The organism is Flavobacterium salmonis, assembly GCF_903819435.1.
Classification (GTDB): Bacteria; Bacteroidota; Bacteroidia; order Flavobacteriales; family Flavobacteriaceae; genus Flavobacterium; species Flavobacterium chungangense.
The window spans coordinates 1-21,616 of the sequence record NZ_CAIJDP010000045.1 but is presented as its reverse complement, the minus strand read 5'-3'; the positions used below and the strand labels follow the sequence as shown (position 1 = coordinate 21,616).

Here is a 21,616-nt window from a genome sequence, read left to right as displayed (position 1 = left end):
CTATTTTTGAGAATGAATTCTTCAGAAATCAAACACTTCGATTATATTTTTACAGGAACAGGTCAGGCTGCTTTGATGACGGTTTACAAGATGATTTTGTCCGGAAAATTCGCGGATAAACTTATTTTATTGTTAGATCAGGATTCAAAAAAAACAAACGACAGAACCTGGTGTTTTTGGGATAAGAATGAAAGTATGTGGGATTCTGTTATTTCAAAAAAATGGGATTTGGCTTTGTTTGCCAATGAAAATTTCAAGCGAGATTTAGAGCTCAGGCCTTATCAATACAATAAAATTAACGGGTTAGATTTTTATAATTTTATTTTTAAAGAGATTTCTAATAATTCCAATATCACTTTTTTGACTGAAAAAGTAACGGATATCAATGAACTAGATACTCATGTTTTTGTAGGTACAGAAGAAAACAGATATACGGCCAATTACTTATTTAACAGCATTTATACTAAGGATTTTACTCAGAATCAGAAAAAATATCCCGTTTTACAACAGCATTTTACAGGTTGGTTTGTGAAAACAGAAGCCGAAGTTTTTAATCCTGAAAAAGTAACTTTTATGGATTTTTCGGTAAAACAAAAAGGAAATACAAGGTTTATGTATGTTTTGCCTACTTCTAAAACTGAAGCTTTGGTCGAATATACATTGTTTTCAGAGAAGCTGCTTGAAAAAGCAGAATATGAAAAGGAAATTCAAATTTATCTTAAGAATTTTGGCGCCGATCAGTATGAAATTATCGAAAAAGAACAAGGCAGCATTCCGATGACCTGTTTTCCATTTTGGAATAAAAACACTAAAAGAGTATTAAATATTGGTACTGCAGGAGGCTGGACAAAAGCAAGTACAGGTTATACGTTTAAAAATTCAGATAAAAAATCATCTGAATTGATTGCTTTTCTTGAGACTGAAAATTTTAAAATGTCATCGTTTCATAAAAAAAGCAAATTCTGGTTTTATGATTTATTACTTTTGGATATTCTGTATAGAAATAACGAATTAGGAAGCCGTATTTTTTCATCTTTATTTAAAAAAGATAATCCAGCATTGATTTTTAAGTTTTTAGATGAAGAAACCAATTTAATAGAAGACCTCAAAGTGATTTTAAAATGCCCTAAAATACCATTTATAAAGGCATTGTGTCGGTATTTATTTTAAACATAATTTTTGTCATTCCATAGGAATCTCAAAGTCTGTAAGCTACAAATTTAGATTTCTATAGCATGACAAGATTGAACTTATATCAGGATGCCTTTTGACTTTCAACTTTATGCCTTTCAAACTTTCGACTTTTTAACAATTGAACTATAACAAAACTTTATACTTCAAATTAAGTTGTTGCCACTAAACTTTGTAACTTTGCAAAATCAAAAGTTAAATTTAAAAGATAAATAATATGTATCCACAAGAAATGGTAAAACCAATGGAAGCTGAATTGACATCTGCTGGTTTTCAAGATTTACATAGTGCTGACGCCGTAGATAACGCTATCAAAGCTGAAGGTACCACTTTAGTAGTTGTAAACTCTGTTTGTGGTTGTGCTGCAAGAAACGCACGTCCGGGAGCAAAAATGAGTTTAGAAGGTGCTAAAAAACCAGATCATTTAATTACGGTTTTCGCTGGTGTTGACAAAGAAGCGGTTGATGCTGCAAGACAACATATGTTTCCTTTTCCTCCATCATCGCCATCTATGGCTTTGTTCAAAAACGGAGAATTGGTTCACATGTTAGAGCGTCACCACATCGAAGGACGTCCGGCAGAATTGATTGCTGAGAATTTGCAAGACGCGTTTAACGAGTTCTGTTAATTAAGTTACGAAGAAGCTATATGAAGACTGTCTATTTATTTAGGCAGTCTTTTTTATTTGAAGCTATTCCGGCTGTCCGCTCTATCTTTTGTGCCGAACCCCTGCACAAAAGGATGCCGCTCCCATCCGGGCTAAAAATCAAAGTCTCAAAGACCTTTAGGTTTTCAACGACTTTTTAAAACATAGGAACTTAGAATCTTTGCAACTTAAGCGCTTTTTTCTAACTTTGCACCTTTCAAAAAATAATTCTAAACTTAAACTGTTTATAGCATGCAACTGTACAACACCTTAAGCGCAGAAGAAAGAGCCATCATGATCGATCATGCCGGTAAACAACGACTAACGTTGTCTTTCTATGCGTATGCCAAAATTCAAGATCCCAAAAAATTTCGCGACGATTTATTTGTAGCCTGGAACAAGCTCGATGCCTTAGGCCGAATTTACGTTGCCACAGAAGGAATAAATGCTCAAATGAGTATTCCTGAAGAAAATCTGGAGGCTTTTAGAGCCACTCTCGAAGTTTACGATTTCATGAAAGGCATCCGTTTAAATGAAGCAGTAGAACATGACGACCATTCCTTTTTAAAATTGACTATTAAAGTTCGCGATAAAATTGTTGCTGACGGTTTAAACGACGAAACATTTGATGTAACCGATATAGGTATTCACCTGAAAGCTAAAGAATTTAACGAAATTCTTGATGATCCAAATACAATTGTGGTTGATTTTAGAAATCATTACGAAAGTGAAGTAGGGCATTTTAAAAACGCTATAACTCCGGATGTGGAGACTTTCAGAGAGAGTCTGCCGATTATCAACGAACAGCTTCAAAATCATAAGGAAGATAAAAACCTCGTAATGTACTGCACAGGTGGAATTCGTTGTGAAAAAGCAAGTGCTTATTTTAAACATCAGGGTTTTAAAAATGTTTTTCAGTTAGAAGGCGGAATCATCAATTATGCTAAACAGCTTAAAGAAGAAGGTTTGGAAAGCAAGTTTATCGGGAAAAACTTTGTATTTGATAATCGCCTTGGCGAAAGAATTACAGATGATATTATCTCACAATGTCACCAATGCGGAAAACCTTGTGACAATCACACCAATTGCGAGAACGACGGATGTCATTTATTGTTCATTCAATGTGACGAATGTAAATCGGCTATGCAAAACTGCTGTTCTGCTGAATGCCTTGAAGTTGTAAACATGCCTTTGGTAGATCAGGTAAGATTAAGAGCCGGAAAACAAGTTGGTAATAAAGTTTTTAGAAAAGGAAAATCAGAAAATCTAAAATTCAAACACTCAGGGGAGTTGCCTAACGTTGCTTTGGGAGCTGCTAATAAACCTGCCGATATTCGTCAAAAAGTAAAAGTCAAAAAAGTACTTCTTGGAAAAGCAGAACATTATTACGTAAAAGCACAAGTAGGTCAATTTACTGTTGAGAATGGCGAACTGAATGCAGAGGACAAAATTTTAATTTCAGGGCCAACAACAGGTGAACAGGAATTGGTTTTGGAAAAATTCATTGTTGATGGTGCCGAAACTCAATCTGCAAAAATTGGAGACAAGGTGACTTTTGAAGTGCCATTCAGAATCAGATTGTCAGATAAAATATATAAGATTTTAGGATAAATTTATTTTAAAACTAATTCAGGAAACCTATTTTGTATTTAACAGAATAGGTTTTTTTTGTGGACATTAGCTACATTTGTTAAAACGCATTACCTACATGTTATGAAGGATGATTTGAAGAATTTTATTTTATATACAGCACCCAGCGGAGAAATTCGTGTTGATGTTTTGCTTTAGAATGAATCGGTGTGGCTTTCACAAAAAGCAATGGCATTATTGTTCAACTGTACAACTGACAATGTTTCATTACACTTAAAAAATATTTTTGAAAGTAATGAATTAGAAGAAAATTCAGTTACCGAGGTTTTCTCGACAACTGCATCAGACGGTAAAAATTATAAAGTAAAACATTATAGTTTGGATGCCATAATTTCAGTTGGCTATCGAGTAAATTCTGCCAAAGCCACCCAGTTTCGTATTTGGGCGACTCAAACCTTAAAAGAATACATTATCAAAGGATTTGTTTTAGACGACAACCGTTTAAAACAAGGTCAGGCTATTTTTGGCAAAGATTATTTCAAAGAATTATTGCAAAGGGTTCGTTCAATCCGGTCGAGCGAAAGAAGGATTTACCAACAGGTAACCGATATTTTTGCAGAGTGCAGTATTGATTATGACAGTAATTCTGAAGTAACAAAGAACTTCTATGCCATCGTTCAAAATAAATTTCATTTCGCCATAACAGGAAAAACAGCTGCCGAAATCATTTTTAAAACGGCTGATGCCAAAAAAGAAAATATGGGACTGACTAGCTGGAAAAACGGTCCAAACGGGAGAGTTTTAAAATCGGATGTGATTGTTGCTAAAAATTATTTAGAGGAAAAAGAAATCAAACAATTGGAACGTACGGTAACAGGATATTTTGATTATATAGAAGGATTGATTGAACGTGAGAATACTTTTACGATGGAACAATTGGCAACCAGCGTCAACAAATTCCTAACGTTTAACGATTATAAAATTCTGGAAGGCAAAGGAAAAACGTCTAAAATACAAGCCGATAAAAAAGCAATTATTTAATATGAAGTATTCAATAAAACCCAAAAAATAATTTCTGATTTTGATAAAGAAATAAAAAGACTAAAGTAAGAGATTTAGAAAAATATTCGATAATTTATTGAAATAGAAAAATAGTTATTCGCTCTTCTTTCTTTTAAGATATATGGTAAACATTTTCTTTTGTCAATTCTAAAGTAAAACCTGAGATTTAAATTAACCAACGGTTGAAACCGTTGGTTAATATCTAGCAATATAGCACTATTATTTTGTAATTTACCCTTTCAAAATTTTGCTTTTCTCACTTTCAAATTCTTCTGATGTCAAAATTCCGGCATCCAAAAGTTCCTTCAAATCTAATAAGGCTTTTTTCTTTCCTTCCATAGCATTTGAAACATCAGCTTTTGGAACTTCATCTCTTTGAATTGGTCTTACAACAGTTCCAGAAGGAGCGTATTGCAAAATCAATTCCGTAATTTCATTAAAACTTTTTACATTCGAATAATCAATCGCTTTTTGCTCTTTTATGTTTACGATTGATGCGTCGGCTTTGTTTTCGAGTAAATATTTTACAACATCCTTCTTTCCGTTTGCAGCGCTGTAATGCAAAGGTGTATTTCCGGATTCGTCCTGGATGTTGATATTGGCTCCGGCATCAATTAATAACTTCACCATGCTTAAATTGCCTTTTTTTGTTGCTACATGCAACAGGCTTTCTCCGCCATAAGAGTAAGAACTGTTCAATGTGAAACCAGAATCGATTGAAATATTGGTTGCACTGACAATCCAATCCAGATAATCATTCATTGAAGAGGTATCGCCCGCAACAGGTTTGCTGTAATTGACATCAACGCCATTCTCCAAAAACAAGGAAACAATCTCTTTTTGATTATTGGCACAGGCGTACCAAACAGGTGAATAACCAGTATTGTTCGATGTGAAAACATCTGCTCCTCTTTCTACCAATAATTTTGCAAGCATTCTGTTGGTTTCGTAACAGGCAATCAAAAGGGCATTTTCACCGGAATAATTGACCTGATTAATATCTGCTCCATTATCCAAAAGCAAAGTAACCATTGGGATTGATTTGGTATAACATGCATACAGCAAAGGCGTATTTCCTTGTTTATCGGTTACATTAATATCGGCCCCTTTGTCTAAAAGCAACTGAATAATTTCTCTGTTTAGTTTTGCCGAAGCCAACAATAGCGGAGTTTCTCCATTGTTATTCAGTAAATTAACATCAGTTACTGCTTCAAGCAACTTTGTTGCGATTTCGATTTGCGCAGTCTGAACAACTAAATGCAGCAGACTATTTCCGTATTTATCATTTTTTGTAATTTCAGCGCCATTTTCTAAAAGATACAGGGCAGTTTGTTTTTGCTTTTGCAGACATGCAAAATATAAAGGAGTTTCTCCCTGATGATCTTCGTAGTTGATATCGGCTCCATTTTCGGTTAGGATTTTTACAATATCCAGATAACCTCTGTGTGCAGCATAGTGAATTGCAGTTCTTCCTTTTTCGTCAGTATATTTTACATCGACTTCTTTGTTTTGAAGTAGTAATTCGGCTATTTTTCGGTTGCCGTTTTCACAGGCAATTATAAATGACATTGACATGTATAAGTTTTTTAAGTTTTATTGTTTCATTAAAAGTTCAACCGTTTTAATTTTCAGATTGTCTGCAGATGCCAGTATTAAAGCCGTTTCATCCTTATCATTTGTAATCGAAATATCGGCACCGTGATCGAGCAATAATTTTACTTTTCGATAGGTTTCTTTCGCCATTTCGGTATCATAATTGACATTATAAGCGCAGACTTTATGTAAAATAGTGTTTCCTTGATTGTCCTGTTCATTCACGTCCAAAGAAACATTGTCTAAAACCGATTTTAAAATATCCGATTTCTTTTCTACAATAAAATCTATTCCTGATTTTGGCTGTCCGTAATATTGAGCACAGAAATTCACATCGGCACCATCAGCCAACAACCTTTCTAAAAATTTAATATCGCCGGGAGCACCTGAAACTGAAATGATAAAATTAGTTAATAAAGTTCGCCCGTCTTTATTGAGAATATTAAAATCAGGTGAAGAAATTGAGGCCAGAGTATCGTACATGTCATACGAAAACTGTTCTGCTACGGCATAATAAAATGCAGTATTGTTGAGGTTGTCGGTTTCATTGGTGTCTGCACCGTTTTCAATTAAAAATAGTATAAGTTCTTTTTTGTTTCTTTTAACGGCAGAGATTAACGGAGTTGTTCCGACGATGTTTTTTTCGTTAATGTCAACACCACTTTCCAAAAGTAAAGAAATATATTCTTTAGCTTTCTCTGGATCTAAGCCATAAGAGCTTAGTACATTATAAATGAAATTTTCTCCTGCATTGTTTTTATATTGTGTGTTCGCCCCAAAATCATCTATCAGGATTTTAACAATTTTTGCAGAAGCACCATTTTCAAAGAAATAACCCAATAAAGTCTTATCGCTTATCTCATCATTGATATTGTCTATTTTCGACATCAATCTTTTGAAGAAAATAATAGATTCGTCATCATCTTTTAAATAGCGTGTTAACGGATTAAAAATTGATTTGTCAAAACTGTCAAGTTCGTAAACATCAGTTTCAATAAAGCCGGCTTTTATTAATTTTTCGATGAAATCAATTTCTTTGGCTTCAATAATTTTGGCTGCTATTTGCGAAAAGTTATTTTTTAGATATTGTTCGTTAAAATTTTCTCCGTTATTCAGGCATTTTCTGGCCTCGTCAAATTTTCCCTGAAAAAGGAAACTTTCAATTTGGTTTTGTATTTGCATTTGATTGAAATGTATTTTAAAATGAAATAAGTTTAATTTTAGTTTGTAATCATTGACTTCCAAACTACGCTGTAAGATAAAACATAAAAATCATAAATGTATTTCAGAATGAAAATTAGAAATATCTATTTGTGCTGCAAAACATGCAGAATACATTTTTTCATAGAAATCATCCTGAAACTGAAGCAAAATAAGATTAAAGTTTTAAAGAAATTAACGTAAAAAGATTTATATATTTTATTTAACAACCCTTTAGTTTTTATCCATAAAATGCAAACTAAAAAAAATACTATCTTTACCGATCAAACGTTTATGAACTTAAGTTGCACTTTTGCAACACTACATATATAATTATGGCATGTACAAGTTGTTCAACCTCAGATGGCGGCGCACCAAAAGGTTGTAAAAATAATGGGACTTGCGGTACCGACAGCTGCAATAAATTAACGGTTTTTGACTGGCTTTCGAACATGAGTCCGTCTAATGGAGATGCAATTTTTGATTGTGTTGAGGTTCGTTTTAAGAACGGACGCAAGGAATTCTTTAGAAATTCAGAGAAATTAACCCTAAGTATTGGTGATATTGTAGCCACTGTGGCTTCACCAGGACATGATATTGGAATTGTTACTCTGACAGGCGAATTGGTTAAAATTCAAATGAAGAAAAAAGGGGTGAATCCTGATAGTAATGAAGTTCCTAAAATTTACAGAAAAGCATCTCAAAAAGATATTGATATTTGGTCTGTGGCGCGTGATCGTGAAGAGCCTATGAAAGTTCGTGCCCGTGAATTGGCAATTCAGCATAAACTGGAAATGAAAATTTCGGATATTGAATTTCAGGGAGACGGATCAAAAGCAACATTTTATTACACAGCAAATGACAGGGTCGATTTTAGACTTCTGATTAAAGATTTTGCAAAAGAATTCAGTACCAGAGTCGAAATGAAACAAGTGGGTTTCCGTCAGGAAGCTGCTCGTTTGGGTGGAATTGGTTCTTGCGGTAGAGAACTTTGCTGCTCTACCTGGCTTACCGATTTTAGGAGTGTAAATACTTCAGCGGCTCGTTATCAGCAGCTTTCTTTAAATCCACAAAAATTAGCCGGACAATGCGGAAAATTGAAATGCTGTCTAAACTATGAATTAGACACGTACATGGATGCGTTGAAGGATTTTCCGGATTATGATACTAAATTAGTAACCGAAAAAGGGGATGCTATTTGTCAGAAACAGGATATTTTTAAAGGTTTAATGTGGTTTGCTTACACGAACAATTTTGCAAACTGGCATGTTTTAAAAATTGATCAGGTAAAAGAAATTATTGCAGAAAATAAACAGAAAAACAAAGTTTCTTCATTAGAAGATTTTGCTATTGAAGTAACTTCAGAGCCTGAAAAAGACTTTAATAACGCAATGGGTCAGGAAAGTTTAACGCGTTTTGACCAGCCTAAAAAGAAGAAAAAGCCAAACCGCAAACGCAAGCAGAATGCTGAACCTGCAATAGTAGCGACTCCTGCCAAGCCTCAACAGGGAAATAATAATAAGCCTGCAGCAGGAAGTAATAATAGGCCGAACAATAATAAACCCAATAATCAGAATAAATCAAACAATAACAATAAACCCAATCATTCGAATAAACCCAAATCGAATGATAATAAACCAGCTGAACCAAGGAAACCTATAATTATTACTAAAAATGAGAATAAAAAATAGCGGAATTCTTCTTTTGGCAGCCGTACTTCTTTTTTCATGTGATAAAAAAAGAGTATTTGATGAGTACAAATCTGTTGGAAGTGCCTGGCACAAAGACAGTATTGTAACCTTCGATTTGCCAGTATTAGACTCTACAAAACGATATAATTTGTTTGTAAATTTGAGAGATAACAACAATTATCCTTTTAAAAATCTGTTTTTAATTGTTTCTCTCGAAATGCCAAATGGCTTTACAAAAATTGATACATTAGAATATGATATGGCTGATGCCGAAGGTAATCTGTTAGGAAACGGATTTACGGATATTAAAGAAAGTAAATTGTTTTACAAAGAAAACGTAAAGTTTAGAGGAAAATATAAAGTAAATATCAAACAAGCTGTCAGGCAGTCAGGAAAAATTCCGGGAGTTCAGGAATTAGAAGGTATTACAGATGTAGGTTTTAGAATAGAACAAAAAGATTAGAAAATAGTTATGGCTACTAAAAAAAACAATCAAACAAATAGTATAAAAGATATTAAATACTATCAAAAAAAATTCTGGAGATTTTTTGCTTATGGATTAGTTGGTATTCTGGCCTTCTTTTTATTTGCTTCATGGGGTATTTTTGGGTCTATGCCATCTTTTGAAGACTTAGAAAACCCGGATTCTAATTTAGCCACTGAAATTATCTCTTCAGATGGAGTTGTTATTGGAAAGTATTTTAAAACAAACAGGTCTCAATTGAAATATTCGGATTTACCGAAAAATCTTGTAGATGCTTTGGTTGCAACTGAAGATGCACGTTTTTATGAGCATTCAGGAATTGATGGTCGTGGAACTTTACGTGCTGCTTTTTCCTTGGGAACTAATGGAGGAGCTAGTACCTTAACACAGCAGTTGGCCAAACAGTTATTTCATCGTGGAGGATCTAGCTTTTTGCCCTTTAGAATAGTGCAAAAGATAAAAGAATGGATTATTGCCATTCGTTTGGAAAGACAGTATACTAAAAATGAAATTTTAGCGATGTATTGCAACGTTTATGATTTCGGAAATTATGCGGTTGGGGTAAGTTCGGCAGCTCAAACTTATTTTTCAAAAGAACCAAAAGATTTAACTATAGACGAATCGGCAATATTGGTTGGAATGTTTAATAATTCATCTCTTTATAATCCATTGCGAAATCCTGCTGGTGTTAAAAACCGTCGTGATGTTGTACTCGGTCAAATGGTAAAAGCCAAGATGATTACGGAATCTCAAAAAGAGAAGTACAAGGCATTACCAATAGCTTTAAAATTTAAATTAGAAAGCCACCGTGAAGGTATGGCAACTTATTTTAGGGAATACCTCCGTGATTACATGAAAAAGTGGATGGCGGATAACAAAAAACCGGACGGATCCGATTATGATATCTACAAAGATGGCCTGAAAATATATACAACTATCGATTCAAGAATGCAGGGCTATGCAGAAGAAGCTGTAGCAGAACACATGAAGAATCTGCAACAGCAGTTTTTTATTGAAATGAAAACCAATAAAAATGCGCCTTTTGTAAATATTACCAAAGCTGAAACAGACAGAATCATGATGCAGGCGATGAAAAATTCTGTTCGTTGGGCCCAGATGAAAGAAATGGACAAAAGCGAAGATGATATCATTGCTTCATTCAAAGTAAAAACAAAAATGAGAATCTTTACCTGGAAAGGAGAGCGTGATACGACTATGACGCCAATGGATTCCATTCGTTATTACAAGCACTTTTTACAATCTGGTTTAATGGCAATGGAACCACAAACCGGAAATATCAAAGCATGGGTTGGAGGAATTAATTATAAATATTTCCAATACGATCACGTAGGGCAGGGGGCGAGACAAGTAGGTTCTACTTTTAAGCCTTTTGTTTATGCTACAGCAATTGAACAATTAAATATGTCGCCTTGTGATTCAATCTTAGACGGACCGTTTATGATTCACAAAGGACGCCATCACGTAACAGAGGACTGGGAACCAAAAAACTCAAACCATACCTATCGCGGGATGGTAACTTTAAAACAGGCGTTAGCCGGTTCCATCAATACCGTTTCTGCAAAATTAATAGACAGAACTGGTCCTGAGGCTGTTGTAGAGCTTACACGAAAATTAGGCGTTAAAACTGAAATTCCGGTACAGCCTTCTATCGCATTGGGAGCTGTTGATATTACGGTTGAAGATATGGTTGCCGCATACAGTACATTTGCGAATCAGGGTGTATATGTGAAACCTCAGTTTTTGAGCCGTATTGAGAATAAAAGCGGAGAGGTGATTTATGAACCAATTCCTGAATCACACGACGTTTTAAACAAAGACATTGCTTTTGCTGTGATCAAATTGCTTCAGGGTGTTACAGAGACAGGCTCGGGAGCTCGTTTGCGTACGCAAGGAGGGGGTAGTGGAGACAACCGTTGGACAGGTTATCCGTATATGTTTACGAACCCTATTGCGGGTAAAACCGGAACAACGCAAAATCAGTCAGATGGATGGTTTATGGGAATGGTTCCAAATTTAGTTACAGGAGTTTGGGTTGGCTGCGAGGACCGTTCGGCACGATTCAAAAGTTTAACTTACGGACAGGGAGCTACAGCTGCATTGCCGGTTTGGGCTTACTTTATGAAAAAATGTTATGCTGATCCTGCACTTCAGGTTTCAAAATCAGAGTTTGAGCGTCCGGCGAATCTTTCAATCAAAGTAGATTGTTACACCAGACCTGCTGCCGTTGTAAAAGATACTACTCAGACAGAACAAAATACAGAAGAGTTCGAACTATAGCTTTAGCTTTTTAAATTTAAAAATATCCTTTTGTTACCATCTTAAATTAGATGAATGCAAAAGGATATTTTTTTGATATACAATAGATTTATTTTTACGAAATCGTTATAATTCAATCTAAAAATCTTATTTTTATTAAAATTACCCAGTAATAAAGACAGTTTGTTATGATTACAAAAAAAGTAAACAGTGTACACGACGCAATAACAGGTATCGAATCCGGAATGACCATTATGTTTGGAGGATTTGGTTTATGCGGAATTCCTGAAAATACCATTGCATCCTTAGTAAAAACTCCAATTACTGATTTAATCTGCATCTCTAATAATGCAGGCGTTGATGATTTTGGTCTAGGTTTGCTGCTTCAAAAAAGACAAATCAAAAAAATGATTTCTTCCTACGTTGGAGAAAATGCTGAGTTCGAACGTCAGATGCTTTCAGGTGAACTCGAAGTTGAATTAACGCCTCAGGGAACTTTGGCTGAAAAATGCCGTGCTGCTCAGGCCGGAATTCCTGCTTTTTTTACTCCTGCAGGCTACGGAACTGAAGTAGCCGAAGGGAAAGAAATTCGAGAATTCAACGGAAAAATGCACATTATGGAACACGCTTTCAAGGCCGATTTTGCCATTGTAAAAGCATGGAAAGGCGATGAAGCCGGAAATTTAATCTTCAAAGGAACAGCCAGAAATTTCAACGCCTGCATGGCGGGTGCTGCAAAAATTACCATTGCTGAGGTAGAAGAGCTGGTTCCGGTTGGTACTTTAGATCCAAACCAAATCCATATTCCGGGAATTATGGTACAGCGTATTTTTGAGGGAGAAAAATTTGAAAAACGTATAGAACAACGTACTGTAAGACAAAGGAATTAGATAATGAGATAATTTGTCAATTAAATAAATATTGAGTGTAAGGAAGAGCATTTGTCTAATTATCAAATTAACACATTCAAAATTAATAAGATGACTAAACTTTTTTATACAATTCTGGTTTCTTTTTTATCGTTTCAGACTTTTGCCCAAAGTACAAATGAACTTCGTGAAAAATTAGATCAGATTATTTTAGGAAAGAATGCAACGGTTGGGATTTCTATTAAGAATATTGAAGATAAAGATACTTTGAGTATTAATGGAAAACTAAAAGCTCCGTTGATGAGCGTTTTTAAATTTCATATTGCTTTAGCAGTTTTAAGCCAGGTTGATCATGGAAAAATTTCATTAGACCAAAAGATTTTTATTAAAAAGAAAGATTTACTTCCTGATACCTGGAGTCCTATCAGAGAAGATTTTCCAGAAGGGAATATTTACTTAACTCTGGATAAATTGCTGCGTTATACTGTTTCGCATAGCGATAATAATGGATGTGATATATTGATCAATTTAGTTGGAGGTACAAAAACAGTACAAAAATTTATAAATAAACAAGGAATTAAGGATTTCGTTATCAAGGTCAACGAAGAGCAAATGCAATCTTGGGAAAACCTTTATGTAAATACTTCAACTCCTTTAGCAACAACTGAATTGCTTGAAAAATTTTATAAAGGAGCAGTTTTAAAAGAAAATACAACCAAATATTTATACCAAATAATGGTAGAAACATCAAGAGGGCTTACCTGGATGAAAGCCGGACTTCCCGAAGGAACGGAATTGGCACACAGAACAGGTATATCAGGAACAAATGATAACAATCTCAGAGTTGCCCTGAATGATGTAGGCATTGTGAAACTTCCAAATGGAAAGCACTTTATTCTTTCGGTTTATTTAAAAGAAATCACTGAAAGCAAAGAAGATACAGAGAAAATAATTGCAGATATTACAAAAGCAACCTGGGAGTATTTTACGAAAAAGAATTAGATAATGAGATAATTTGTCAATTGAATAATTAATGTTCAGTATAACTAGAGCATTATCTAATTGACACATTAAAAAATTGAAACATGAAGATATGTTAACAAAAGAAGATATAGCAAAACGAATTGCAAAAGAAGTAAAAGACGGCTATTTTGTCAATCTTGGTATTGGGATTCCAACACTGGTTGCAAATTATGTAAGAGATGATATTTCTGTAGAATTTCAAAGTGAAAACGGAGTTCTCGGGATGGGACCTTTTCCTTTTGAAGGAGAAGAAGATGCCGATATTATCAATGCGGGAAAACAGACTATTACAACACTCCTGGGGGCGAGTTTCTTTGACTCTGCTTTTAGTTTCGGAATGATCCGTAGCCAGAAAGTTGATTTAACGATTTTGGGAGCGATGGAAGTTTCTGAAAACGGTGATATTGCCAACTGGAAAATTCCGGGTAAAATGGTAAAAGGAATGGGAGGCGCTATGGATTTGGTGGCTTCTGCCGAAAATATCATAGTAGCCATGATGCACGTTAACAAAGCAGGAGAATCTAAAATTCTTAAAAAATGTACTTTACCCTTAACAGGCGTAGGATGCGTTAAAAAAGTAGTAACCGAGCTTGCAGTTCTCGAAGTCACGAAAAATGGTTTTAAGCTCTTAGAACGTGCGCCAGGTGTTTCTGTTGAATATATTATTGCTTCAACTGAAGCGGATTTGATAATTGAAGGAGAAATTCCGGAAATGGAAAGATAATTAATTTCGTTCTGCTAAAATAGGAGGAGGCTGTCCGAAAAGTATGGACAGCCTCTTTTTTATACTAAAATATTTGGACTCCTATTGGAGACGAATTTCATTTATGCAATTCTCAGAGGCTAGCTTCGACTTTTCGGACAGCCTCTTTTTTGTTGAATAAATTCTAAAATGCCTTTCTTTTTTCTATTAATTATTGTTTTACAATATTTTATAATTAAGTAATATATCGTTTTTGATGTAAATTTTTACAAAATCTTTACATATTGTTAAATAAAAGTGAGTTTAAGATAAAAAGCGTTGTATTTTATCGATTAAAGGCAAAATTCGTCGATAAAATAACAAAATTGAAATATTTTTGTCATAAATTAAAGTATTTACCTACATTAAATATTTTGTTTTAATTTATTTACCAAAATTTTAAACCCCTTTTATTATGGAAAAAAAATTACCAAAAATTGTCACTACGACAGTTATTATGTTCACATTTTCTTTAACCGCATTTTCGCAAATAACAGACAAACGCGTAAGTCAGAAAAATGTATCCGAAAACGGATTACCAAGTTCAATTATCTTTAACGAAAGTGCTTCTTACAAAGATTCCGATTCAAGAAAGGTCTTTCAGGATCAATTAGGGCTAAAAGAGAATCAGTCTTTTGCCAAAATCAGGACCGAAACGGATAAAGATGGTTATACTCATGAAAAATTTCAATTGTATAATCAGGGAATTAAAGTTGAGTTTGCAAACTATAGCCTACATTATAAAAGTGGCAAATTAATTTCTATGAATGGTGAATATTATGACCTTGAAAATGTAGAAATAACACCTAAACTTTCTACAGATGAAGCTTTTAATAAAGCAATAAGCCAAATTGGCGCAAAGCAATATCTGTGGGAGACTCCGCTTGATGCAAAAGAAATGAATTATGAAAAACCAAAAGGAGAATTGGTCCTTTTACCAGCGATGGAAGATCAGGGGCAAAAAAGGACAAGGGATAATGTTCGTTTGGCTTACAAGTTTGATATTTATGCCACAAATCCCGTAAGTCGTGGTGATGTTTACATAGACGCTATTACCGGAAAAGTTTTATTTTACAATGCAACGATAAAGCATCTTGGAAAATATAGCCATGGCAAATCAAAAGCAACAAGTATAGACCACTCAAAAGCATCTTCAAGCTCTAAAGTTGCCATTGTAGCCGCAAATGCAGCTACACGTTATAGCGGAACGCAGGTTATACAAACAACTCTAAGCGGATCGTCTTATAGATTGGCAGATGCAACAAGAGGGTTGGGTATTAATACCTTTAATATGCAAAAGGGAACCAGCTACACTGCTGCAGTAAATTTTACAGATGCAGATAATAACTGGACTGCTGCTGAGTATGCAAATACAAACAAAGATAATGGTGCATTGGATGCGCATTGGGGAGCAGAAAAAACTTATGATTACTGGTCTAGTGTACATGGCAGGAACAGTTTTGATAACGCAGGTACTATCATAAAAAGTTATGTGCATTACAGCAATGCATATGATAATGCTTACTGGAACGGAAGTGTAATGACTTACGGAGATGGAAGCGGAACCTATTTTGATATTTTAACATCTATTGATGTAGCTGGTCATGAAATCGGTCATGCCATTTGTTCCTACACAGCAAACTTAGCTTATCAAAAAGAGTCCGGAGCAATGAACGAAGCTTTTTCGGATATTTGGGGAGCCTGTATTGAGTATTTTGCCGCACCAACAAAATCTATATGGTTAATTGGAGAAGATATAGAAAGAAGATCAGGACATGCTGCTTTACGATCAATGAGTAACCCAAATGCTGAAGGGCAACCAGATACTTATGGCGGAACCTATTGGATCAACCCAAACTGTACACCTACAGAATCCAATGATTATTGCGGAGTACATACAAATTCCGGGGTACTAAATCACTGGTTTTATATTTTAGCAGTTGGTAAGACAGGTACAAATGACATCGGAAATGCCTATAATGTTACGGGTATTACAATTGACAAGGCAGCAAAAATAGCGTATCGGCTGGAGAGCGTTTATTTGACCGCTAATTCAACTTTTGCAAATGCAAGAACTTCCGGAATACAATCGGCAATTGATTTATATGGTGCGGGATCAGCAGAGGTAATTGCAACAACAAATGCATTTTATGCTGTGGGGGTTGGAGCAGCTTACAGCAGTTCTACAGATACAACAGCGCCAACGGCACCGGCAAGTCTGGCAGCTTCAGGTACTACAGGCACAACAACAAACTTATCATGGACGGCCTCAACAGATAATGTAGCTGTTACAGGGTATAATATTTATCAGGGAACAACTTTAAAAGGATCATCTACTACAACAACTTATGCCGTAACAGGTTTAAGCGCTTTAACGGCTTATAGTTTTAGTGTAAAAGCCAAAGATGCTGCAGGAAATCTTTCTGCTTCCAGCAATACTGTAAATATTACTACTACTGCAGCGACTGTAACCTATTGTACTTCTCAGGGAAATAGTGCCGCAGACGAGAGAATTGGTAAAGTGGTATTTGGAACAATTAATAATACTTCAACAGGAACTACCGGTTATGAAAATTACACTGCTGTTTCTACAAATGCAGCAAGAGGAAATGCTTATACTATTACGATTACTCCAAGTTGGACCTCTTCTGTTTATAGCGAAGGTTATGCTGTTTTTATAGATTATAATCAGGATGGTGATTTTGCCGATTCAGGTGAAACTGTTTGGACAAAAGCCACATCAACAACAACTCCGGTAACGGGAACAATCACAATACCGGCAACAGCAACACTTGGAACAACCAGAGTTAGAGTTTCTATGAAATACAACGGAATTCCAACATCTTGTGAGGCTTTCTCTTATGGTCAGGTAGAAGATTATTCGATAAACATTACAGCTTCAGGGGCCATTACAAACGAAGAAATTGCTGCAGGATTAGTCGAAACTACTGAAACTTCAAGTTTTGCATTATACCCAAATCCGGTAGCCGATGAGTTAAATGTATCGTTTTTAAACAATTCAGGGTATACTTTTAAAATTGTAAATACATTAGGACAACAAATTATTACTGGAGCATTTTCAGGAAACCCTATTGATGTAAGTACATTAAATACGGGGGTTTATATTATCGAATTAAATAACGGAAGTAAAAAAATCGTTAAGAAATTTGTTAAGAAATAATTGAATTTGAGTTAGTAAAAACGGAATGCCTCGCAATTTTGCGGGGCTTTCTTATGTAGATTTTCAACTAGTAATTTCAAAAAGAACCGAAGTAAAATAACCGCCTATTTGGGCGGTTATTGCTTTTTTAGACACTTTACTTCTCCGGGGTTTTGCTACTTTTTGCCTTATTTTTGGTTAAAAATTATAAAGTTAAACTCAATCTTCCAAAATAATAAGCCCCTGTAGTTCCCATCTGAACCGGAGCATATTTGAATACTCCGAAATAGCTGTTTTCATAAATTTGTCTATCCGGGAAAATATCAAATAAGTTATTGGCCCCTAATGCAAACTGAATTTTTGGTGTTATTTTATATGCTGCAGTTAAATCAGTTACGACTTTTCCGTCATGTTTCTGAATTCCCCCAAACGGAAAACCATCTCTGGTTACTTCTCCAAAATAAGTATTTCTCAATAAAAAGTTCCATTTGTCTAAACCATAATTAATGGCAAAAGTACCTTTATGTTTTGGAGTATTGGTCTCAATCAAACTTCTTTCCTGCGGACCGTAGTAAACATCTTCCTGACCAACAAATAGGGATGGGATATTGTTTAACTGATCATCAACTTTGTTGTCATTGTAATTGTACAATAACGAAAGATTTAATTTTCCTTTTCCAAGGTTTAAATCATAATCAATAACAACGTCAAGTCCATTTGTAGTGGTATTAATTGCATTGGTGAAAAAACGTCCGGTTTCAGCTCCATATTGGGCAAACAGTTTGCGAAGTTCCTCAACGGGTTCTCCATAAGCATCGTTTCCTAAATTTCCGGTCAAAATGATTCTGTTGTCGATTTTGATGTGGTAATAATCAGCCGTGATATGTAATTGTTTTGTTGGAGAATAAACAATTCCAAAACTATAATTTTTAGAGGTCTCTTCTTTTAATTTCGGAATTCCGAGTTGTTTTGCAACGTCGCTGTCATTTCTGAAAATACCAGAATTTAGAACTTCTCCATCAACGACATCGGTTGCTATATTATTAAAATATTGTTGATGCAATGAAGGCGCTCTGAATCCTGACCCAATGGCACCGCGAACTGAAAGGTTGTCCAGAATTTTATATCGGGCAGATAATTTTCCGTTAATTGTATTTCCAAAATCGGTATAATCTTCAAAACGACCGGCAACTCCAATCAATAATTTCTCTGTAACATCCGCTTCAACATCCGCATAAATTCCAACACTGTTTCTGTTTTCATCTACTGCATTCAAGGGAGAAAATCCCGGAAACGATTGCGCCCCGCCATCAATATAAGAAGCTTCTTCACCAGGAACAATTTTATATTTTTCAAAACGATATTCAGCACCAAAAGCAACGTTCAATCCATTAAAAATTTCTTTGTATAATCTTGATATATCTGCATTTACAGTATTTTGAAGAAAAGAATGATTTCCGGCCTCAAACTCTGTTGGACTTGCATTTCCTAATGAAACGTTATTTGTATTTGATACTTCGTAAACAAATTTATTTTGTCCGATGGTATTGCTTAAATCCAGCTTCCACTCTCCAAATTTAAATTTAAACCCAAAAGAAGAAGAAAGATCTGTTACAACTGAGTTTAGTTCGGGCTGAAATCCAAATGGAAAAATAGAAGCTACAACATTTTCAGTTTCACTTGGTAAACGTCTGAATCCGTAACCGGTTCCTTTTCTGTGACTGACACCTCCTGATGCATAAAATTCGATTTGTTCGTTTAATGGAATAGAAGTATTAAAGAAACCCTGTATATTTTGAATTTTAGCATCTCCAATCTGAAAATTAAAATCATCACGCTTCAATCCGTTTTGGGCTAACAAGTTATCATCAAACTGACGAGATTCTGCAGCATCAATTGCAAAATCATAAGAAGTAGTTCCAGAGCCATTTCCAATAGAGGTTTGATCAAAAATAATCAGGTTATGGTTTTGAGAACGGTTTGTCTTTTCACGGTTATTGAATTCTCCCGAAAGATTGATAAAACCTCCTTTGCTTCCAATTTTTGTACCGTAATTTAGATTTAAATTTGTCGTTTGTCCGTCATTTCTTGAAGTTCCTCCATAAGTTGCATTGGCTTCTAAGCCTGTATTATCTTTTAAAACTAAATTGATTACACCGGCGATGGCATCAGAACCATATTGTGCAGCTGCGCCGTCACGTAAAACCTCAATTCGCTTAATTGCCGATGCCGGAATTGCGCTTAAATCTGTTCCAACAGAGCCATTTCCGACGGTATTTTGGTAATTAACCAGCGAAGTCGTATGCCTTCTTTTGCCATTGACCAAAACTAACACCTGATCTGGTCCCAAACCTCTCAAAGAAGCAGGATCAATATGTTCTGTTCCGTCAGCCGAAGATTGTCGGTTGGAATTGAAAGACGGAATCAAATAAGTCAATATGTCGTTTGTAGTAGTTTGTGGAGTTATATTTCTGATTTTGGCTAAATTCACAACATCTACAGGTACTGCAGTTTCAAGTTTACTTTTCTTTGGATTCCGGCTTCCCACAACCACAATTTCATCCAGATTATTGCTTTCAAAGAAGAGCTGAACTTCAACAAAATGATCTCTTGCTACCACTTCTTTTGGTATATATCCAAGTAAGGAAACAATTAAGCTTGGAGAATTTGTTGAGGAAGTAATTTTAAATTTTCCAGATGTATCGGTTGTAACGCTGGTTTGAGAACCTTTAATAAGAACTGTTGCAAATTCTAAGGGATCTCCGTTTTCGTTTGTGACTGTTCCGTTGATTTCGTGATTTTGGGCGAAAAACAAACTGCACGATAAGGTGAAAATCAGTGTAATTATAAGTTTTAGTTTTTTTCTCATAAATTCGTTTGGTTTAAGTATTGTTTTGCAAAGAATAGTTATTCCCTATTAATTACATGGGATAATTAATAAAATACAAATGTAACTGTAAAACATTAAAATTGATTTATAAAATGATGCTTTTTATAAGTTTTATATGTTATTTTTTGATATTTATAAAATACCTTTGCGTAAATTCTAAAAATAAAAAAAATGAAATTACGGTTATTACTTTTTTTGTTTGTCGTTACATTTAATGGCTTTTCACAAAATAACGTATTGGTTTTTCAATCAGATTTTGGTTTGAAAGATGGAGCAGTTTCTGCTATGAAAGGAGTTGCAATGGGAGTTTCAACCGATTTGAAAATATTTGACATAACACACGAAATTCCTGCTTTTAATATTTGGGAAGCAGCATACCGCTTATCGCAAACGGCTCAGTATTATCCTGCGGGAACCGTATTTGTTTCGGTTTGTGATCCTGGTGTGGGTACAGCAAGACATTCTGTAGTATTATTGACAAAGTCCGGTCATTATTTTGTAACTCCGGATAATGGAACTTTAACCTTAATCGCTGAGCAATTAGGAATTCAGGAAGTCCGTGAAATTGATGAAGTAAAAAACCGCCGTCAGAATTCAAATGAATCTTATACCTTTCACGGGCGTGATGTATATGCTTTTACCGGAGCCCGTTTAGCTTCTAAAACGATTACTTTTGAAGAAGTCGGTCCTAAACTAGCCAGCGAAGTGGTAAAAATTGATTACCAAAAGCCTGTTTTCGAAAAAGGAATTATAAAAGGAGGAATTCCGATTTTGGATATTCAATACGGAAATGTCTGGACAAATATTGATAAAAAAACATTTGCTAATCTTGGTTTAAAAGCAGGAGATTTGGTTAAAATTCAAATTTTCAACGGAACTAAAAAAGCATACGAAGGAAAATTAAAGTTTGTAAATACTTTTGGAGAAGTTTCAGTAGGAACAGATGTTTGCTATTTTAACAGTCTTTTGAATTTTTCACTAGCTGTAAATCAAGGTAGTTTTTCAGCAAAACATAAAATTTACAGTGGAGCAGACTGGAGTATCCTGCTTAGTAAATAGTCCTTACCATGAAGAAATAAAAAAAACCGCTCAATTTTTAGAGGGCACTGAAAAAGTCTTTTCACAAATAAATTGTTAATTAATAAGGAGCAGAAGCTAAAAGTTTTCTGCTCCTTTTTTTGTATCTTTTTAGTGTAAT

At 34.9% G+C, this 21,616-nt stretch carries 15 protein-coding genes; 12 read left to right on the top strand and 3 right to left on the bottom strand.

The window, feature by feature from the left end:
* Positions 1 to 12 precede the first annotated feature (12 nt).
* The 4 genes from FLACHUCJ7_RS00470 (at position 13) to FLACHUCJ7_RS00455 (ending at position 4,468) form a co-directional block, all read left to right on the top strand.
* Positions 13 to 1,170: a lycopene cyclase family protein gene (locus tag FLACHUCJ7_RS00470; RefSeq protein WP_078228921.1), complete on the top strand. Its 1,158-nt coding sequence runs from the start codon at positions 13 to 15 to the stop codon at positions 1,168 to 1,170.
* 238 nt (positions 1,171 to 1,408) lie between these two features.
* Entirely contained in the window at positions 1,409 to 1,819 is a 411-nt protein-coding gene (locus FLACHUCJ7_RS00465) for a BrxA/BrxB family bacilliredoxin (protein WP_031456700.1), read from the top strand.
* 270 nt (positions 1,820 to 2,089) lie between these two features.
* Positions 2,090 to 3,448: an oxygen-dependent tRNA uridine(34) hydroxylase TrhO gene (trhO, locus tag FLACHUCJ7_RS00460; protein ID WP_180907498.1), complete on the top strand. Its 1,359-nt coding sequence runs from the start codon at positions 2,090 to 2,092 to the stop codon at positions 3,446 to 3,448.
* A gap of 207 nt (positions 3,449 to 3,655) precedes the next feature.
* Positions 3,656 to 4,468, top strand: coding sequence for a virulence RhuM family protein (locus FLACHUCJ7_RS00455; RefSeq protein ID WP_317170843.1), 813 nt, complete (start codon positions 3,656 to 3,658; stop codon positions 4,466 to 4,468).
* Between the two features lie 252 nt (positions 4,469 to 4,720).
* On the opposite strand, the gene FLACHUCJ7_RS00450 is transcribed toward FLACHUCJ7_RS00455, so the two are convergent.
* Together FLACHUCJ7_RS00450 and FLACHUCJ7_RS00445 are read right to left on the bottom strand one after the other, a co-directional pair.
* Positions 4,721 to 6,058, bottom strand: a complete 1,338-nt coding sequence (locus FLACHUCJ7_RS00450; RefSeq protein WP_230408768.1) for an ankyrin repeat domain-containing protein — start codon at positions 6,056 to 6,058, stop codon at positions 4,721 to 4,723.
* Positions 6,059 to 6,082: 24 nt separating this feature from the next.
* Positions 6,083 to 7,264 carry an ankyrin repeat domain-containing protein gene (locus FLACHUCJ7_RS00445; protein WP_180907496.1) on the bottom strand — a complete coding sequence of 394 codons (1,182 nt, stop codon included), beginning with the start codon at positions 7,262 to 7,264 and terminating at the stop codon, positions 6,083 to 6,085.
* Between the two features lie 353 nt (positions 7,265 to 7,617).
* On the opposite strand from FLACHUCJ7_RS00445, the gene FLACHUCJ7_RS00440 reads away from it, so the two are divergent.
* The 7 genes from FLACHUCJ7_RS00440 to FLACHUCJ7_RS00410 all read left to right on the top strand — a co-directional run bounded on the left by FLACHUCJ7_RS00440 (position 7,618) and on the right by FLACHUCJ7_RS00410 (position 17,549).
* Positions 7,618 to 8,973 (top strand): PSP1 domain-containing protein, encoded by a 1,356-nt coding sequence (locus tag FLACHUCJ7_RS00440; RefSeq protein WP_031456695.1) that lies wholly within the window; start codon positions 7,618 to 7,620, stop codon positions 8,971 to 8,973.
* Complete coding sequence (locus FLACHUCJ7_RS00435) at positions 8,957 to 9,436, top strand: gliding motility lipoprotein GldH (protein WP_078228929.1); 480 nt, start codon at positions 8,957 to 8,959, stop codon at positions 9,434 to 9,436. Before FLACHUCJ7_RS00440 ends, FLACHUCJ7_RS00435 begins: the two co-directional genes overlap by 17 nt.
* A 9-nt stretch (positions 9,437 to 9,445) precedes the next feature.
* Entirely contained in the window at positions 9,446 to 11,755 is a 2,310-nt protein-coding gene (locus tag FLACHUCJ7_RS00430) for a penicillin-binding protein 1A (RefSeq protein WP_180907495.1), read from the top strand.
* Between the two features lie 167 nt (positions 11,756 to 11,922).
* Positions 11,923 to 12,624: a CoA transferase subunit A gene (locus FLACHUCJ7_RS00425; RefSeq protein ID WP_078228931.1), complete on the top strand. Its 702-nt coding sequence runs from the start codon at positions 11,923 to 11,925 to the stop codon at positions 12,622 to 12,624.
* Between the two features lie 90 nt (positions 12,625 to 12,714).
* Entirely contained in the window at positions 12,715 to 13,605 is an 891-nt protein-coding gene (bla, locus tag FLACHUCJ7_RS00420) for a class A beta-lactamase, subclass A2 (protein WP_180907494.1), read from the top strand.
* Between the two features lie 91 nt (positions 13,606 to 13,696).
* Entirely contained in the window at positions 13,697 to 14,350 is a 654-nt protein-coding gene (locus tag FLACHUCJ7_RS00415; protein WP_180907493.1) for a CoA transferase subunit B, read from the top strand.
* A 433-nt stretch (positions 14,351 to 14,783) separates the two neighbouring features.
* Positions 14,784 to 17,549, top strand: coding sequence for a M4 family metallopeptidase (locus FLACHUCJ7_RS00410; RefSeq protein WP_180907492.1), 2,766 nt, complete (start codon positions 14,784 to 14,786; stop codon positions 17,547 to 17,549).
* 184 nt (positions 17,550 to 17,733) lie between these two features.
* Here FLACHUCJ7_RS00410 and FLACHUCJ7_RS00405 read toward each other — a convergent pair whose 3' ends face one another.
* Entirely contained in the window at positions 17,734 to 20,397 is a 2,664-nt protein-coding gene (locus FLACHUCJ7_RS00405) for a TonB-dependent receptor (protein ID WP_180907491.1), read from the bottom strand.
* A 192-nt stretch (positions 20,398 to 20,589) separates the two neighbouring features.
* Here FLACHUCJ7_RS00405 and FLACHUCJ7_RS00400 point away from each other — a divergent pair, with 192 nt between their 5' ends.
* Complete coding sequence (locus tag FLACHUCJ7_RS00400; RefSeq protein ID WP_180907490.1) at positions 20,590 to 21,477, top strand: SAM hydrolase/SAM-dependent halogenase family protein; 888 nt, start codon at positions 20,590 to 20,592, stop codon at positions 21,475 to 21,477.
* The last annotated feature ends 139 nt before the right edge of the window (positions 21,478 to 21,616 follow it).

Bases quoted from the DNA above. Each gene is read 5' to 3' on its own strand.
- FLACHUCJ7_RS00470 (WP_078228921.1), top strand. From the start codon at position 13: ATGAATTCTTCAGAAATCAAACACTTCGATTATATTTTTACAGGAACA.
- bla (WP_180907494.1), top strand. From the start codon at position 12,715: ATGACTAAACTTTTTTATACAATTCTGGTTTCTTTTTTATCGTTTCAG.
- FLACHUCJ7_RS00425 (WP_078228931.1), top strand. From the start codon at position 11,923: ATGATTACAAAAAAAGTAAACAGTGTACACGACGCAATAACAGGTATC.
- FLACHUCJ7_RS00445 (WP_180907496.1), bottom strand. From the start codon at position 7,264: ATGCAAATACAAAACCAAATTGAAAGTTTCCTTTTTCAGGGAAAATTT.
- FLACHUCJ7_RS00465 (WP_031456700.1), top strand. From the start codon at position 1,409: ATGTATCCACAAGAAATGGTAAAACCAATGGAAGCTGAATTGACATCT.
- FLACHUCJ7_RS00450 (WP_230408768.1), bottom strand. From the start codon at position 6,058: ATGTCATTTATAATTGCCTGTGAAAACGGCAACCGAAAAATAGCCGAA.
- trhO (WP_180907498.1), top strand. From the start codon at position 2,090: ATGCAACTGTACAACACCTTAAGCGCAGAAGAAAGAGCCATCATGATC.
- FLACHUCJ7_RS00455 (WP_317170843.1), top strand. From the start codon at position 3,656: ATGGCATTATTGTTCAACTGTACAACTGACAATGTTTCATTACACTTA.
- FLACHUCJ7_RS00405 (WP_180907491.1), bottom strand. From the start codon at position 20,397: ATGAGAAAAAAACTAAAACTTATAATTACACTGATTTTCACCTTATCG.
- FLACHUCJ7_RS00435 (WP_078228929.1), top strand. From the start codon at position 8,957: ATGAGAATAAAAAATAGCGGAATTCTTCTTTTGGCAGCCGTACTTCTT.
- FLACHUCJ7_RS00440 (WP_031456695.1), top strand. From the start codon at position 7,618: ATGGCATGTACAAGTTGTTCAACCTCAGATGGCGGCGCACCAAAAGGT.
- FLACHUCJ7_RS00410 (WP_180907492.1), top strand. From the start codon at position 14,784: ATGGAAAAAAAATTACCAAAAATTGTCACTACGACAGTTATTATGTTC.
- FLACHUCJ7_RS00400 (WP_180907490.1), top strand. From the start codon at position 20,590: ATGAAATTACGGTTATTACTTTTTTTGTTTGTCGTTACATTTAATGGC.
- FLACHUCJ7_RS00415 (WP_180907493.1), top strand. From the start codon at position 13,697: ATGTTAACAAAAGAAGATATAGCAAAACGAATTGCAAAAGAAGTAAAA.
- FLACHUCJ7_RS00430 (WP_180907495.1), top strand. From the start codon at position 9,446: ATGGCTACTAAAAAAAACAATCAAACAAATAGTATAAAAGATATTAAA.